This window comes from Enterococcus sp. AZ088, assembly GCF_051714845.1.
In the GTDB taxonomy this organism is placed as follows: Bacteria; Bacillota; Bacilli; order Lactobacillales; family Enterococcaceae; genus Enterococcus; species Enterococcus faecalis.
Window position 1 is genome coordinate 2,646,786 of sequence record NZ_JBIOSQ010000001.1, and the last position, 15,738, is coordinate 2,662,523.

The window sequence follows — 15,738 nt, forward strand, 5'->3', positions numbered from 1 at the left end:
CACTTGAAAGAAGGTCTGACGACACTTGGAACAAGTAATGGCTTGCGCAGTTGCAACAAAGTCGCAGTTGAATCAACTCATCAGAGTGGTAGCGACAAATTAGTCTCTGTCTTCGGCTGTTTCAATTTCTTGAACAACGTCTTGTGCTTCTTCTTTCACGACTGATTCTGCTTCTTTTTCCAGCTGTTTCGCTGATTGTTGTTCCGCAAATTTGGTTAGTGCGTCAACGGTGATTAAATCATCATCGTCATCGTCCATATCGCGTAACTCAATCTCAGCTTCCTCAATGTCCAAGACACGCATGTCTAAACCAAGTGACTGTAATTCTTTCACTAATACTCGGAATGATTCAGGCACACCTGGTTTTGGAATTGGTTCACCTTTAACGATGGCTTCGTATGTTTTCACACGTCCGACAACGTCATCAGATTTGTAAGTTAAGATTTCTTGTAATGTGTAAGCAGCACCGTAAGCTTCCAGTGCCCAAACTTCCATTTCCCCGAAACGTTGTCCACCGAATTGAGCTTTACCACCCAACGGTTGTTGCGTAACAAGAGAGTAAGGTCCGATTGAACGAGCATGCAATTTGTCATCAACCATGTGGGCTAATTTAATCATATACATGACACCAACGGAAATACGGTTATCAAATGGTTCACCTGTACGTCCATCGTAAAGAACTGTTTTAGCATCGCTAGCCATACCAGCTTCACGAACAGTTTCCCAAACGTCTTCATCGGTTGCCCCATCGAAAACAGGTGTTGCGACGTGAATACCTAATTGGCGAGCAGCCATACCTAAGTGTAATTCAAGTACTTGTCCGATATTCATACGAGAAGGTACCCCTAATGGGTTCAACATGATATCAACAGGTGTTCCGTCAGGTAAGAATGGCATATCTTCTTCCGGCATAATACGGGAAACAACCCCTTTATTTCCGTGACGTCCCGCCATTTTATCTCCTTCGTGAATTTTACGTTTTTGAACGATATAGACACGAACTAACATGTTGACACCTGGTGATAATTCATCGCCAGCTTCACGAGTAAAGATTTTCACATCATGAACGATACCGCCGCCACCGTGAGGTACACGGAGAGACGTATCACGAACTTCGCGGGCTTTTTCCCCGAAGATTGCGTGTAATAAACGTTCTTCTGCAGATAATTCTGTAACCCCTTTAGGTGTGACTTTCCCAACTAGTAAGTCGCCATCTTGAACTTCAGCACCAATGCGGATAATCCCCATTTCGTCTAAGTCTTTCAACGCGTCTTCCCCAACGTTTGGAATTTCACGGGTAATTTCTTCAGGTCCTAATTTTGTATCACGTGCTTCTGATTCATATTCTTCAATATGCACAGAAGTGTAGACATCGTCTTTAACTAAACGACGGCTCATGATAATGGCATCCTCGTAGTTGTAACCTTCCCATGTCATGAAGGCAACTAAGACGTTTTGCCCTAAAGCCATTTCGCCTTCTTCCATAGAAGGTCCATCCGCTAAAGTATCGCCTTTTTCAACTTTTTCACCTAAGTGAACAATTGGGCGTTGGTTGTAGCTTGTTCCTGAGTTAGAACGACGGAATTTTGTAACCATATATTTGTCTAATGCGCCATTGTCGCGACGAACGCGAATTTCTTTTGCATCGACGAATTCTACGACACCGTCATGTTTACATAGTAAAGCAGCACCTGAGTCATGGGCTGATTTATATTCCATACCTGTACCTACCCACGGAGAGCGTGGTTGAATTAACGGCACCGCTTGACGCTGCATGTTGGCACCCATCAAGGCACGGTTGGAGTCATCGTTTTCTAAGAAAGGAATACATGCTGTTGCGACTGCGACTACTTGTTTTGGTGAAACGTCCATGTAGTCAACTTTGTCTACGGCAACTTCTAAGTTTTCACTTTGTAGACGCGCCATAACAACATCATTGGCAAATGTGCCATCTTCATTTAAAAGTGAGTTCGCTTGCGCTACGATATAATGGTCTTCGATGTCTGCTGTTAAGTAATCTACTTGATCAGTAACACGGCCTGTCGCACGATCAACACGGCGATAAGGCGTTTCGATGAAACCAAATTTATTCACTTTCGCATAACTAGATAAACTATTGATCAACCCGATATTCGGTCCCTCAGGCGTTTCAATTGGACACATACGACCATAGTGAGAGTAGTGAACGTCACGAACTTCATAACCGGCACGGTCACGAGTCAAACCACCAGGCCCTAAGGCTGATAGACGACGTTTATGGGTTAACTCACCTAATGGATTTGTTTGATCCATGAACTGTGATAACTGTGAAGAACCAAAGAATTCTTTGATACTTGCTACCACTGGACGGATGTTGATTAATTGTTGTGGTGTCAATGTTTCTGTGTCTTGAATAGACATTCTTTCACGAACCACACGTTCCATACGGGCTAAGCCAATACGGAATTGGTTTTGTAATAATTCACCTACTGAACGGATACGACGATTACCTAAGTGGTCGATGTCATCGACATTGCCGATATCTTCCATTAAGTTGAAGAAGTAGCTCATTGAAGCAACGATATCTGCTGGACGAACTGTTTTTACGCTGTCGTCTGGATAGCCGTTACCAATCACATTTACGATACGTTCAGGATCTTTTGGTGAAAGAACTTGAATCACTTGGATTGTCATTGGTTCAGTTACTACCGCATCTTCACTTGGATAGTAAGTTACGCTGTTTAAGCCGTTGTCAATGTACTCGCCTAATGTTTCCATGATTTGGTGTGTTAAAACCGTGCCTTTTTCGACAATGATTTCACCAGTTTCTGGATCAACTAGCGTTTCAGCTAAGGTTAAGTTTAATAGACGTGTTTTTAAGTCTAATTTTTTGTTAACTTTGTAGCGACCAACGTTTGCCAAATCATAACGTTTTGGATCAAAGAAACGTGCAGTTAACAAGCTACGTGAGCTATCTGCTGTTTTTGGTTCGCCTGGGCGAAGACGTTCATAAATGTCTTTCAAGCCTTCTTCTGTACGAGAATCACTTGCGTTTTTGTGTAAATCTTTTTCAATTGTGTTGCGTAAGCTTTCGCTGTCGCCGAAAATTTCGAAGATGGTATCATCTGAACCGAAACCTAAAGCACGAACTAACACAGTTAAAGGAATTTTACGTGTGCGGTCAATCCGAACATAAGAAATGTCTTTCGCATCTGTTTCCATTTCTAACCATGCACCACGGTTAGGAATGACTGTTGAGCCAAAACCTTCTTTGCCGTTTTTGTCCACTTTTCCATGGAAGTAAACACCTGGAGAACGAACTAATTGGGAAACGATAACACGTTCTGCCCCGTTGATGATGAAGGTACCCATTTCTGTCATTAATGGGAAATCGCCGAAGAAGACTTCTTGGGATTTAATTTCACCAGTTTCACGGTTGGTTAAACGTAATGTTACATGTAATGGCGCAGAATAGTTGGCATCATGTGCGCGGGCTTCTTCTACTGTGTACTTTGGTTCTTTTAATTCATAGTCAACAAATTCTAAGGATAAGTTTCCTTGGAAATCATCAATTGGTAAAATGTCTTCAAACATTTCACGAAGTCCCTCATCTAAAAACCATTGATAAGAGTCTGTTTGGATTTCAATTAAATTTGGTAATTCCAATACTTCACTGATACGTGCGAAACTTCTACGTTCGCGATGCTTTCCGTATTTTACTACGTGTCCAGCCAAGCTCTTCACCCCTCTAGTTATAAGTCTATCAAAACACCGATCCGAAAAATTACATTTACGTTACATATATTAAATATATGTAACAAAAAGCATTTTTTGCAGTTTTTAAGCAAAAAAAAACCAAAAATAGAACATGCTTCCGAAAAATTTTCTGGCGTTTCTACTTTTGTTTTCCTATAAAAAACCGGAACGGACAATATTTCGCTCCTGCTTCGTCACTTTCAGATAGTTTTTGCTCTATAGATTCTACTACCTTTGTCTAGAAAAGTCAAGGGTTTCTTTAAGGTTTTCTTTTTCATAAAAAGGAGTTTTTTTGTAAAGGGTTTTAATGAAAAAAGGAGCCTGGGACAAAAATCACTTTGGATTTTTGTCCCAGGCTTAAAATCTTATAAACGGCGGGAACAGAACCAACTCCTTCGGAAATAAGCCGAAATTCTCCAAAAATTAAAGAGCACCGAGTAGGTATCATGCAACATCAACTCTTTCCTCGTTGTGTTTTATGACAATTTTCGGAAATTCCTTCTTATTGCTGAGAAACACTATTTGCAAAGCAAATAGATGTTGAACAGTACCTACTTGGTTCTCGGAGCTAAACGTTTCTGTCCCGACCTCATTTTTTCAACAACTAGAAAATATATTCAATTATTTGGTCAATTTTCGCCATATCTTTTAATGGCAAATGCTCAATTTGACTTAATTTTCTTTCAGTGAAGTCCAAAGATTTCAGTTGTGAGATCACTACTTGTCCATGAGTTTCTATGTCATCGGGCAACGTATATCGCGTGGGAATATTTTTAATGGTGGAAGTAATCGGGCAAATCACAGCAAACATGGTTTTCCGATTAAATTCATATCTTGACACGACTAAACCAGGCCGTCTCTTCTGAATCTCTTTGCCTGCAGCAGGATCAAAATCAATCCATACAATATCTCCTTTTTTGGGAATGTACTTCTTTTCAACATTCATTAAAAAAGTTCTCTCCCCTCAGGTGCAAGATCATGCCACTCATCTTTTTCATAATACTCACCTTCTGGACCTTCACTAAATGGATCCTGAATTTTAGGGACTAATGTAATTGTACCGTCGTCAGAATACATCACAATATATTCTTGGTCGACTTTTGGTTTTTTACCATTATCAGTGGGTAAAGTTAAAACGACCGAGTTTCCTTGTCTTCTTGATTTAGTTGTTAGCATGAAATCACTCCCTTCGCTTCATTATACTATGCCTTTGCAATGATGGAAAGAATTTTAAATCACACTTAATGTGACTGAGTTTACTATATAATTCGATAATGCGCGTGGGACAAAAATCACTTTGGATTTTTGCTCCACGCTCAAAAACTGATAAACGGCGGGAACAGAAGCAACACTACGCGTTGCTCCGATCTCAACAACTTCTAAGGTGTTTTCTCGACATGCGTCTCGTCACAGTACAGCCTTCAAAAGAGCTACAGCTCTAAGAGTTGCGATGTTTCACTGTGAAGCATGAACAGATGAAATCATCGTACCTACTTATTTCTCGGAGTTAAACGCTTCTGGCCCGACCTCCTTTTCCCCTATCTTCTATTCACACAAAAAAACGAATGCAAAGATGCATTCGTTTTTGACTAACCGCCACCTAATAAAAAGTCTAGGACATTCATGCCGCCGCTTGTTTGGCTGCGGTAAAGTTCGGTGTAGCCGCATTGGGTACAGCTAATTGTAATAAATTTTTTATTTTGAACATCAAAAATTTTCGCAAAGTTCCCACCTGTTGCTTGAAATTGGTCCGACACATAGTGCATGTTGCCACATTTCTCACAAACATATTGTTGCTTTTCCATTCCCCTCACTCCTTCTCAATAAAATAAGTATAGCAAACGCCTGCTTCATTTTCCTCCATCCTAAGATGGATTTTTTCACTAGTTGACCAAGCCTTTTCCTTTCCGCTACAATAAGCATAACGAATCGGAGGAAAAAATATGTCGACAAAAAGCCAAGTCCTAACTTTATTGATGAAACAAACGCCCGCATTCCTTTCGGGCGAAGAGATGGCACAACGTCTGTCCTTATCTCGCACAGCTATTTGGAAAGCAATTAATGAATTGAAAAAAGATGGCTATCAAATTACTAGCGTGCAAAATAAGGGGTATCGCCTTGAGAAATCAGATGTCCTTTCTGCAGAAGGCATTCAGTTGGCATTATGGCCCCAAACGCCGCCTTTAACAATTACCGTCCTAGAAACATCTGAATCTACCATGACCGATGCTAAGCGGGCGATTTTAGACCAGACGCCCGACAATACATTGATTGTTGCTGACATGCAAGAAATGCCGCGGGGCAGGTTCGGCCGACCATTTTTCGCTACGCCAGGTAAAGGGATTTACATGAGCATGGTGCTTCAACCGAACCAAAATTTTGAAGAAATCGCCCAATATACTGTGATTATGGCCGTAGCGGTCGCTCGAGCAATGGATGCTCTGGCAGGCGTTCACACAGAAATTAAATGGGTCAATGATCTTTATTTAAATGGCAAAAAAGTTTGCGGGATTTTGTCGGAAGCCATGAGCAATGTGGAAACAGGGCAGATTTCAAATGTCATCATCGGCATGGGGATTAATTTTTCAATTACAGAAACCGAATTTCCTGAGGACATTCGGCAGAAAGTGACTTCTCTTTTCCCAGATGGTGAACCGACAGCGACGCGAAATGAATTAGTCGCCAACATTTGGAATCATTTTTATCAAATTTTAGACGAACGTTCAACGAAAGACTTTTTAGAAGAATACCGACAACGCTCCTTTGTGATTGGCAAAGACGTCGCTTTTACCCAAAACGGGCAAGACTTCCGCGGCGTTGCGACAACCATTAATGGAAATGGAGAATTGATTGTCCAGTTGCCTGATGGCACGGCCAAAACGTTGTCTTCTGGGGAAATTAGTTTGGACCAGATTGGTGAATGGCATCGAGGATAAGTAGGGAAATTTAGAAAAAGAGCAAGAAAGCATCTGTCTAAATTTAAACAGATGCTTTCTTGCTCTTTAAAAATCAACTTCTTTTTGTGCTAACATTTCGCACAATTCTTTGGGGAAATTCGTATAGGGATTTTCATTGATTTTCATTTCTTCTAAAGGAGACAACCAGTTTTTATTCGTATTCTGAAAAGCAATAGCTACTTTTTCTTCAAGATACTTACATACTTCTGCGCCTTTAAAATTTCGATAACTGTCTTTTAAATGCAGAACTTTCTCTAATCTCCCATATAAATTTTCTCTAGTCATGTATCGATTGACTTCCTCAAAGTGAAGTAATAACCAGAGTTCAAAGCATTCATTTGAAAAAATCGTCTTGATTTCAGGACGATGTCGTTGTGCACATCTTACCGCGTTTTCAATCGATTCTGTGGTTTGTTCGTCCTTGTCATACATAACATAAAACAAATCATAATTGTCCCGCTCCGCTTTTCCCATACTCCGAATACAGGAAACGGCGTATTCGACCAACGCCTCTCCTTGACGTCTACATGTTTTTACTTTGAGTTTACTTTTAATATTGACTGCAGAATATTTTCGTTTAATCAATCTAAGGTAAGCTTCTTCTGTTTCTCCTTCACAAAAAATCATGACATTTGGTTTTAATTTCTTTCCTTTTTTTACCCTTTTTATTTTTGGCATACCAACTTCTACTCCTTTACCTTCACTGCCTGAACGATTTCACTTCGATCAATATGAGGAACACCACCAAACAGACCATTTAAATAACGGCGATAATATGTGATATCTCCGCGACCTTTTTTTGGGTCTGCTTCAAAGTCATACAAAGCGTATAATTCGCTGGCACCACGATAATTCTTATCTGTGAAGTAAATTTGATCCTTTCTCAATTGATTATCCATCAAATGAAGTTCATGGGAGGTCAAGATAAATTGTGTATTCGTCTCCATGGCATTGAACGCTTCTAACAATGTTCCTGACAACTCTTGATGAAACGCATCATCAAATTCATCAAAAACAAAAACTTTTTCTTCTGGATTAAATAAAATATTTAGTGCTAAGCCAATTAATTTTTTCGTCCCAGAAGATTCCAAATCATAATGAATACGTTCTTGTCCGACCACTTGATTCATTTCGTCATATTGGTTATAAACAGAGTACAGCGAATACAGACTTTTCTTGACTCGACCAATTTCAATAGTCGGGTCTTTTTCTTGGATAATTCGTTCTAAAACAGCGGCTAATTTTTCTTGTTTCGAGTAATCTTCCTCTTTGTCTTTCACAGGAACCAGATCAACCATGTTCATATCCGCAAGTTTCAAAAAGTTCAAGACTTTCTCTTTGTCTTTTTCATTGTTCAACCGTTCAATATTCCGTAAAGATCCATCAAAAATAACTAACTGATTGGCAAACCAACGAACGACATTCGTAGCGTGCTGATCATTTTTTGATTCCAACGTATGGATAACTAACGAATTAGACTTAATTTGTGTTTGGTATTCTTGATATTTTTCTGGAAAAACGGAAGATTCCGCACCGTCTCTCTTAAAATAATAAACAAAATCATCCTGCGTTTTGTCATAAATCTCTAAAGATTCCTTAACTACTTCGCGCGCTGTGTTAGCTAACGAATAGCGATACAAGACACTGTCATTAATAAATTCAATGGTCATAACAGATGGGCTTTGTTTAGTGAGAGGGTCTAACGCAAAAGGTTCATATAATAAAGCATCATTAATCGAAGCTTGTTCTCTTAAAACCAAAGTTTTTAACGCATTTAACCCACTCACTAAATTTGATTTTCCTGAACCATTTCCCCCAAAAACAATGGCACTCTTCAGTAACCTTAGTTTTTCTGGATAATTTTTAGGCTTCACTTCGAAACGATTATTGACATACTTTCGTAAATACGCGCCTGTTTGTAGGGAAAGTGTTTGTTCCTCTTTAAAAGATAGAAGATTTTTGACTGTAAAATTAACTAGCATGCTGTTCACCTCCTCGTTTTTTCATCTATTCTTTTATTATATCGTTAAAGACTGATACTGTAAAACGTTTTTCCGTTTTTAAAATAAATTTCCCAAAATAACGCTTTTCCCCCACACCTTTAAATTTATTTAAAAAACAATAAATTTTCTTAAACTTCATTGTGAGAACCGCTGCATAAATTCTATACTTCTAGCGTTAGATAAAATAACCTTGTTAGGTGAGGCTCCTATTCAAACATAGGCTATTGCGCAGAAATGTCGAAAGACACCAATGTGTAAAACAGGAATGGTCGAATTAAGGCTCTTCTAAAAATAGCTAAGAGAAATCTTTACGTTGGATAGTGCTAAAGCTCAGACGATGAGAACCGATTGGCTTGCTGTGTCCTGTTTAGTCGCAAGCGCTTATTTACAATCGATGCTGGCTTAGTCTACTCTTTCAAGGGAAAAAGAAAGGGATTCTCATGCAAACATCGACTAAAAAATTTCCACTTTATGCCCTAACAACGCTTGGTTTTACTTTCCTCACTTTGTTAGTGGCGGCTAGTCCAAATTGGTTTCAACAAATGGACGAAGCTATCTACCACATCAAATGGCAATTAAATGCCCCACTTTTAACAGCGGTCAATCTGTTAGCAAAAACAGCCACAATTGGACCAATGCTGCTATTCTTCTTATTATTGATGGTGTACCTTTTACGCAAAAAAGAAAAAATTCTAGCCTTTTGGGCTGTCAGTAACCTACTAGCTGTCGGCTTTTTAGGGAGCGTTTTTAAACATGTGGTGGGTCGGGCTCGACCAAACCTAGGCGCTTTAGCTGATCGAAGCTCTGCTAGCTTTCCCAGCGGACATTCATTATTAGCAATGGCGCTAGTCTGTACGATTTTGATCATTTTGGCCTATCTTCATGTCGAAAAAACCAAAGGAATCAAAATTTTCTTACTCACTTATTTAGTTTTGATTGTGTTAGGTCGCTTAATCTTACGCGTTCATTATCCTAGTGATGTCATCGCTGGGATGCTCCTAAGTTATAGCTGGATCAACTTTTCATTTCAAATTGTTCAACGTTATTTGCCGGCACCTGAACCAGAGGAAGCAGAAGTACCGACACAACGCCGGCGCCGCCATTCTCGTAAAAGAAAAAGTTTATTCGTGGTCTTTAGTTTAACCCTTTTATTTTTAGGCACACTTTCTGTTTCCGCTTACGGCGTCAGCATGTATCGTAATTTGCAAAAAACAGCGAATACTATGTATAAACCAAGAAAATCTTCCACGAAGAGTCCCGATTTAGCCAAAGGGGAACCGGTTAGTTTCTTAATTATGGGAATTGCGAATGACTCAAAACGCAAAACCGATTACCGCTCCAACGCCTTAATGGTGGTTACAGTGAATAATCAATTACAAAAAACTACCATCACCAGCATCCCGCGTGACTACTATGTGGAAATGGCTGGCACCAATGGCGAATACAATAAAATCAATGCGGCCCACGTTTTCGGTGGTGCCGATATGCAAATTAAAACGGTTGAAAATGTCTTGCACATCCCAATCAATCATTACTTTTCAATTGATATGGATGCTATGAAGGACCTTGGCGATGCGGTGGGCGGCGTCACTGTTGACAATGCCTTTGCTTTTGACGCTGAAGGGATTCATTATCCGAAAGGCAAACAGCATTTAGGGGGCTGGGAAGCTTTACAATACGCGCGCATGCGTTACGAAGACCCCGAAGGCGACTATGGTCGTCAACGCCGCCAACGAGAAGTTTTAATCGAATTAACCAACAAACTACTTTCTTTTAACAGCTTGCTAAAATATCAAGAAATTCTGGACGTAATCGGCGAACATGGCGAAACCGACTTATCCTTTGACCAAATGATGGCAATGCTAAAAAAATACACCCCCGCACTAAAAACGATTGAAACCGATCAATTAAAAGGCTACGATTACACTGGCGATGGCGTGACAGGGATTGAAGGTATTTCTTATCAACTTGTGGAAGAGAGTGAACGCCAACGTGTCGAAAATGCTATTAAAGAACAAATGAACCTCTCTACAAAAGACACTGAACAATCGCAATAACGACTAAAAAGCAGCGCCCCTTAATGAAAGGGGCGCTGCTTACTTTGGCTAGTTAGACGGTCATTTCAAAAATATTAATTTTTGTCACCGTTAGTAACGGCTCTACATCAGAGAGGTATGTTAGCGCATAGCTCTCTTTTCATTACCATTATAGTACAATTGCCTAAAAAATATATTGGAAACTAATTATTTTTTTGTTTTACATGGTATAATCTAAGTGTAGATAAGTTAACACGGAGGCAAGCGCACAGGAACATGCGCTTTGCGACGAGAATCGCAACGAAGTGAGAAGCGTAGGAGCAGAGACTTTCCCCTTTCGGTGGTGGTGCTTATGAATGTAAGTACTAAAATCTATGAAAGGAGAGGCCTTTTGTCTATCGCAGAAGCTTTAGCTCTGATGATTAGTTTCGGTTCTTTTATCGCAACGTTAATCTTCGGAATCCTAGAGGCTGTTAAAGAAGACAAGAAAAAATAACCGTCAACTTTAGCGAGCACGGTTATTTTTTATAAATCACTAAAAATCGCTACCGTCTGAAACGGCTCTACACTAGAGAGGTATGTTACAGCATATCTCTCTTCTCATTACCATTATAGCACAACGCCCCTAAAAAGACCATCAATAAAAGATGCCCGAGCCTCCTATTTCAAGGCTCGGGCATCTTTTATTTTTATGGGCCAGTCACTAAATTCCACGTGACTGCGGCTTGGTATTGTTGACCAGTCATGCCTTGACTAGCTGGTACTTCTAATTTGATATTATCAAATGCGAAGTCTAGTTGATAGACATTACTGCCAGTAAATTGTTGGTTGGCAACGATGTTCGTAGCCGTGTTATTTGCCGTTAAGTTAATGGCAGTCGTGGTGCCAATCGTGTTTTTCAACTCCGTTGGTTGATTGTAATTGGAGAAACTTGAAACAGGAGCCGTGCCTAATAATAGGCGAGTCGCTGTTGGCAAGCTGTCTGTAGCTGATTTTGGTTGGGACAGTTGTGCCGTTAAGCTCCAATTCGGTTGAGTTTTCTTAATTCGCAGATAGGGATTGCGTGTACCGTTGCCGTAGTAATCAGCGGCTTTCTTCAGGCCATGCTGTTGTGTGTTTCCTGCAATCCCTATCTGACCAAAATTGAAAGTTGGGACACTGATGAAGCCTTCAGCCGTTGGTGTAACAATCGCCTGATCATTGTCTTTCACACGAACAGTTGCCGAAGCAGAAATGCCACTGTAATTCCCACTGGTGGTAATCCCTGCACGCAAGACTTGCCCCGCTGTGCCCGTCGCTTTGGTAGTGAACTGAACCGTGGCAGATTTACCCACTGGAATGTTAACCCCTAAGCTAACGCCATTAGTCCAAGTAGTCGCTGTGACTGGGACGGTTTTCGCCGTGCCGCCAACTGGTGTAACGATCATGGCAGTTGGTGCTGCTAAGCCAGTTGTCCAAGCCGTTGATTTCTTGATGGTCGCCGTAGTTAATGGTGCTTGGCTTGTATTGGTAATCGTAGCACGCCATGTGACGTTGCCGCCGCTAGTCACTGTTTCAGCTGTAGTGCGTGTTAAAGTAACACTCGCTTTTGCCACTTCCTCTTTATACACTGCCGTCATGTCGTCATTGCCATCAAAGGTTGTGTTATATGTTGGCGTCGTACTTGTTGTCAATGTGTTTGGTTTGGTTTTACCTTTGTACCAACCTTGGAAAGTATAGGCTTTGCCACCAGCTGAATAACTAGCTGGCAAAGCTCTCGCCGCCGTATACTTGAAGCTGTTGCTTGTCATTGGTGTTTGTTTCCCTTGCGTGAAACCTGTCGGTGGCGTGATTTTAGTACCCGCGGCATCAACGAAGTTTTCGGTGACTTGTTTTCGTGTGACTTTATAGTTTATCGTTTGCTTGTAGTCGCTAGTTCCATCGAAACCAAATAATCTTGGTTGGGAATTTGCACTAGTTAGAAATAACAAACTAGGAAGGACATCTCTTGTTAGTCCTGATTGGCCCCACCTTGCCTTAACAGAAAAAGTATTGTTCGTCTCTCTGTTAAACACTGTTTCAAAACTAGTAAAACTAGTCGTTGCTGAATCCGATAGAAGGTTGGTGCCAATGTCACTAATGGTCTCGTAGTCGTACAACGTAATGGTTTTCGTTGTTGCTTCCACTTTGTCAACATACTTCAATTCATTCGTAATATCAAAGTTGTTCAACGCAAAACCTTTATTTAAAACACCTGTTGGTAGATCAGAAAAAAGTTCATAATCATTAGGAATCAAGACGTTTTGCTTTGTTTCTACTTTATAGCGATTAGCAACGGTTGCCTCTTTACTTCCCACCATTGGGTAAAGCGAACCTGTTGCTTCAAAGGGACTAGTGGCGGTTTTTCTGAAAAATTCTGTATAGTTTCCAGAAAGCGTAAGTGGATTCGTGAACGCTTTTCCTTGTTCATCGACAAACTCTGCGTAGAATCCTGGGTGAACAGTGATTTCTTGGACTTCTTCATAAACCGCCGTCATATCATCTTTGTCATCGTAAGTGACGGCATAACTTGGTGTTTTCGTCGTTTCCATTTTGGTTTGATCAGTGCCTTTGTACCAACCTTTGAACTTGTAGTTTTTATCCCCTACTGTGTAGGTATCTGGCAAGGCTTTGGCACTGGTGTAGGTGAAATTCTCACTATCAATCACTACTTGGTTGCCTTGGGTAAAGCCTGTTGGTGGCGTGATTTTAGCACCGCTGGCATCGACGAAGTTTTCGGTGACCTTGCGATTGGTTAACTGATAGTAAATCGTCCCTACTGGCGTAACGTAAGAATTAAATAAACGGGATGCACCTGATACATACAATCGATTATACAGATACTCCGATTGTTCTGGAATTGTAGTAGTCGAATCATACTCACTCACTTTAAATTGTGTCGTTGTCATTTTGTTTAGTCCGTAATACAATGGCGCATTACTGGTTGGGTTACCGATTAATGTATTATCTGCAGTTGAATAACGATTCAACGTAGCTTGTGTATAAGCACTTCCTGTATAGACAAAGATATTTTCATAAAATTTTGGAATAGTGATTCTTGTATTGGTTGTTCCATAATTATTCACACCACCTAAAGATACATCTGCTCTAATCGTTTTGGCAGGAATCGTCACTCGTTTGGTATTTCCTGAATTGATCCCAGTAATCGATCCAAGCTTCGTATAAGTGGAATTAATTTCTTGTTGTAAATCGGTTGTAATTGTAAACGGCGTTGGCGATATAATCGTCCCTGCTTCATCGATAAATTGGAAATTCACAGTCTTACTTGGAAAATTGTAATCTTTACCTGTGTCCACTTCATAAACCGCCGTCATGTCGTCTTGGTCATCGTAAGTGACGGCATAACTTGGTGTTTTCGTCGTTTTCAGGGCTGTTTGGTCGGTACCTTTGTACCAGCCTTTGAATTTGTAGGTCTTGCCGCCTGCCTTGTACGTATCTGGCAAGGCTTTGGCACTGGTGTATGTGAAGTCATTGCTCGTAATACTTGTTTGTTGTCCTTGCGTGAAACCAGTTGGCGGTGTGATTTTGGCGCCTGTGGCATCAACGAAGTTTTCGGTGACTTTTTTGTAAGTAGTTGTTAAGTCAATATCTTGTTGCGCAGCAACATACGTTAAACCAGCCTGCTTTTTCTCATAAGTTGCCCTTAATTCCGCTGCAAAGCCTGCTGAATAGGGTTTATTCCATACATGACTCAACGGTTGCTGAAGGGTATAGCTATTATTTGTTTTGACTAATTTAATATTATATGGGCGTTCTAAGTAACTATATAGCTCATATCTGTTAAATATTCCTGAATTGGCTACTTCAATAGTATCAATATATTTGGGAACTGTCAGAACAGGGTCCTTCAAATAATATACGATCATATCTGACCAATAATGAAGATAATTTACGTTTAGAGTTTGACTAGGTATCAATATATCCAGTCCTGTAGTTGTCGGTACATTTGACACTGGTATCGTTTGATCTCCAGGAGAAACAAAACCAGACAGATTCGTAGATGCCCTCCATCTATCTAATCCCATCTCAGAAGTTAATTGAAAATCTTCCATATTTAAAGACGTTTTATCTTCCGAAGCAATATTAATGCTAAAGCGAGACTCTGGTACTACATAGCTTTGATTTTGTGCTGGAAAAGAATTTGCCTCTGATTCGAACCATGTAGAAAGTTCTGATACTTTTTTACCTTCTTTTACCCCAATCGCTCGATTCTGGATTTGTACTGGGAGTTGCGGTGTGAGTTGCACCTCCTGCTGAGCTTCCGCTTCTTTTTGCTCCACTTTCACTGGCGGTGCTTCCTTCTTTTCTACCGCCACTTCTGCTTGTTTCTCTATTTCCTGTGTTACTTCTTCTCGACTTGTTTCAGTCGTTGTTTCTTGCGTTTCACTACTTGCTTGTGTTTCTTCCTTGGCGCTACTTTTAGCGGTCGGACTACTTTCAATCGTGACGGTTTCCGCAACTGCCGTCACGCCCGAAAAGGCATTCACTAGCAAAGAACCACATAAACCAATAGCTGCAAGACGTTGCCACTTAGTTTGCTTCATGTCGTCCCTTCTTTCTATGTACCATTCCGACAAGGCCAATTAAGACCAAGCCGAGAATGCTAAGATTTGCCTGACTCTTGCTCCCTGTACGAGGGAGCGTTGAGCCAGTTGTGGTGGTCTGTGTCGAACCACCACTTCGTTGATCTCCTTGCGGAGGACCAGCTGGTCCCTTGGGATCAGTAGCTGGCGCATCTGTTTTCGGCGGGGCATCTTTAGGAGCGGGTGTTGTCGGATTTTGGTAAAATTCAATCCCCACCGAACTAGAACCACCATCAGATGCTTCAACATTTATAAAGAAACTAGGAGAAGATAGTAGACACACAATCATTAAATAACGCTTTTTTTTCATTTAAAAACCTCCTTTTAAATCAACAACAGATTTGAGCTTCTGTACAATTACTGCTCAAACAACCTTTTTTCATAC

Annotated in this window: 11 protein-coding genes and 1 riboswitch; of the genes, 3 read left to right on the plus strand and 8 right to left on the minus strand. The window is 40.6% G+C overall.

What is annotated here, in order from left to right:
* Positions 1 to 99 precede the first annotated feature (99 nt).
* From rpoB to IGL17_RS12760, 4 genes are all read right to left on the minus strand, one after another.
* Entirely contained in the window at positions 100 to 3,714 is a 3,615-nt protein-coding gene (gene rpoB, locus IGL17_RS12745; protein ID WP_002389470.1) for a DNA-directed RNA polymerase subunit beta, read from the minus strand.
* Positions 3,715 to 4,339: 625 nt separating this feature from the next.
* Positions 4,340 to 4,681 carry a type II toxin-antitoxin system PemK/MazF family toxin gene (locus tag IGL17_RS12750; RefSeq protein ID WP_002360937.1) on the minus strand — a complete coding sequence of 114 codons (342 nt, stop codon included), beginning with the start codon at positions 4,679 to 4,681 and terminating at the stop codon, positions 4,340 to 4,342.
* Complete coding sequence (mazE, locus tag IGL17_RS12755; RefSeq protein ID WP_002367500.1) at positions 4,681 to 4,911, minus strand: type II toxin-antitoxin system PemI/MazE family antitoxin; 231 nt, start codon at positions 4,909 to 4,911, stop codon at positions 4,681 to 4,683. Before mazE ends, IGL17_RS12750 begins: the two co-directional genes overlap by 1 nt.
* A gap of 413 nt (positions 4,912 to 5,324) precedes the next feature.
* Positions 5,325 to 5,540 (minus strand): zinc ribbon domain-containing protein, encoded by a 216-nt coding sequence (locus IGL17_RS12760; protein ID WP_002354768.1) that lies wholly within the window; start codon positions 5,538 to 5,540, stop codon positions 5,325 to 5,327.
* A gap of 138 nt (positions 5,541 to 5,678) precedes the next feature.
* Here IGL17_RS12760 and IGL17_RS12765 point away from each other — a divergent pair, with 138 nt between their 5' ends.
* Positions 5,679 to 6,671: a biotin--[acetyl-CoA-carboxylase] ligase gene (locus IGL17_RS12765; RefSeq protein WP_010706961.1), complete on the plus strand. Its 993-nt coding sequence runs from the start codon at positions 5,679 to 5,681 to the stop codon at positions 6,669 to 6,671.
* Between the two features lie 66 nt (positions 6,672 to 6,737).
* On the opposite strand, the gene IGL17_RS12770 is transcribed toward IGL17_RS12765, so the two are convergent.
* Both IGL17_RS12770 and IGL17_RS12775 read right to left on the minus strand, forming a co-directional pair.
* On the minus strand, positions 6,738 to 7,370 hold the full coding sequence (locus IGL17_RS12770; RefSeq protein ID WP_002358972.1) for an RloB family protein: 633 nt from the start codon (positions 7,368 to 7,370) through the stop codon (positions 6,738 to 6,740).
* An 8-nt stretch (positions 7,371 to 7,378) separates the two neighbouring features.
* Positions 7,379 to 8,674 (minus strand): AAA family ATPase, encoded by a 1,296-nt coding sequence (locus tag IGL17_RS12775; RefSeq protein ID WP_002410675.1) that lies wholly within the window; start codon positions 8,672 to 8,674, stop codon positions 7,379 to 7,381.
* 203 nt (positions 8,675 to 8,877) lie between these two features.
* A riboswitch (M-box (ykoK) riboswitch) is annotated at positions 8,878 to 9,044 on the plus strand.
* Positions 9,045 to 9,135: 91 nt separating this feature from the next.
* Here IGL17_RS12775 and IGL17_RS12780 point away from each other — a divergent pair.
* On the plus strand, positions 9,136 to 10,752 hold the full coding sequence (locus IGL17_RS12780) for a phosphatase PAP2/LCP family protein (protein ID WP_016618641.1): 1,617 nt from the start codon (positions 9,136 to 9,138) through the stop codon (positions 10,750 to 10,752).
* 331 nt (positions 10,753 to 11,083) lie between these two features.
* Positions 11,084 to 11,227 (plus strand): putative holin-like toxin, encoded by a 144-nt coding sequence (locus IGL17_RS12785; RefSeq protein WP_016618642.1) that lies wholly within the window; start codon positions 11,084 to 11,086, stop codon positions 11,225 to 11,227.
* A 193-nt stretch (positions 11,228 to 11,420) separates the two neighbouring features.
* On the opposite strand, the gene IGL17_RS12790 is transcribed toward IGL17_RS12785, so the two are convergent.
* Together IGL17_RS12790 and IGL17_RS12795 are read right to left on the minus strand one after the other, a co-directional pair.
* Complete coding sequence (locus IGL17_RS12790) at positions 11,421 to 15,314, minus strand: WxL domain-containing protein (protein ID WP_104674552.1); 3,894 nt, start codon at positions 15,312 to 15,314, stop codon at positions 11,421 to 11,423.
* Positions 15,301 to 15,663 (minus strand): LPXTG cell wall anchor domain-containing protein, encoded by a 363-nt coding sequence (locus tag IGL17_RS12795; RefSeq protein ID WP_010776206.1) that lies wholly within the window; start codon positions 15,661 to 15,663, stop codon positions 15,301 to 15,303. Before IGL17_RS12795 ends, IGL17_RS12790 begins: the two co-directional genes overlap by 14 nt.
* Positions 15,664 to 15,738 lie beyond the last annotated feature (75 nt).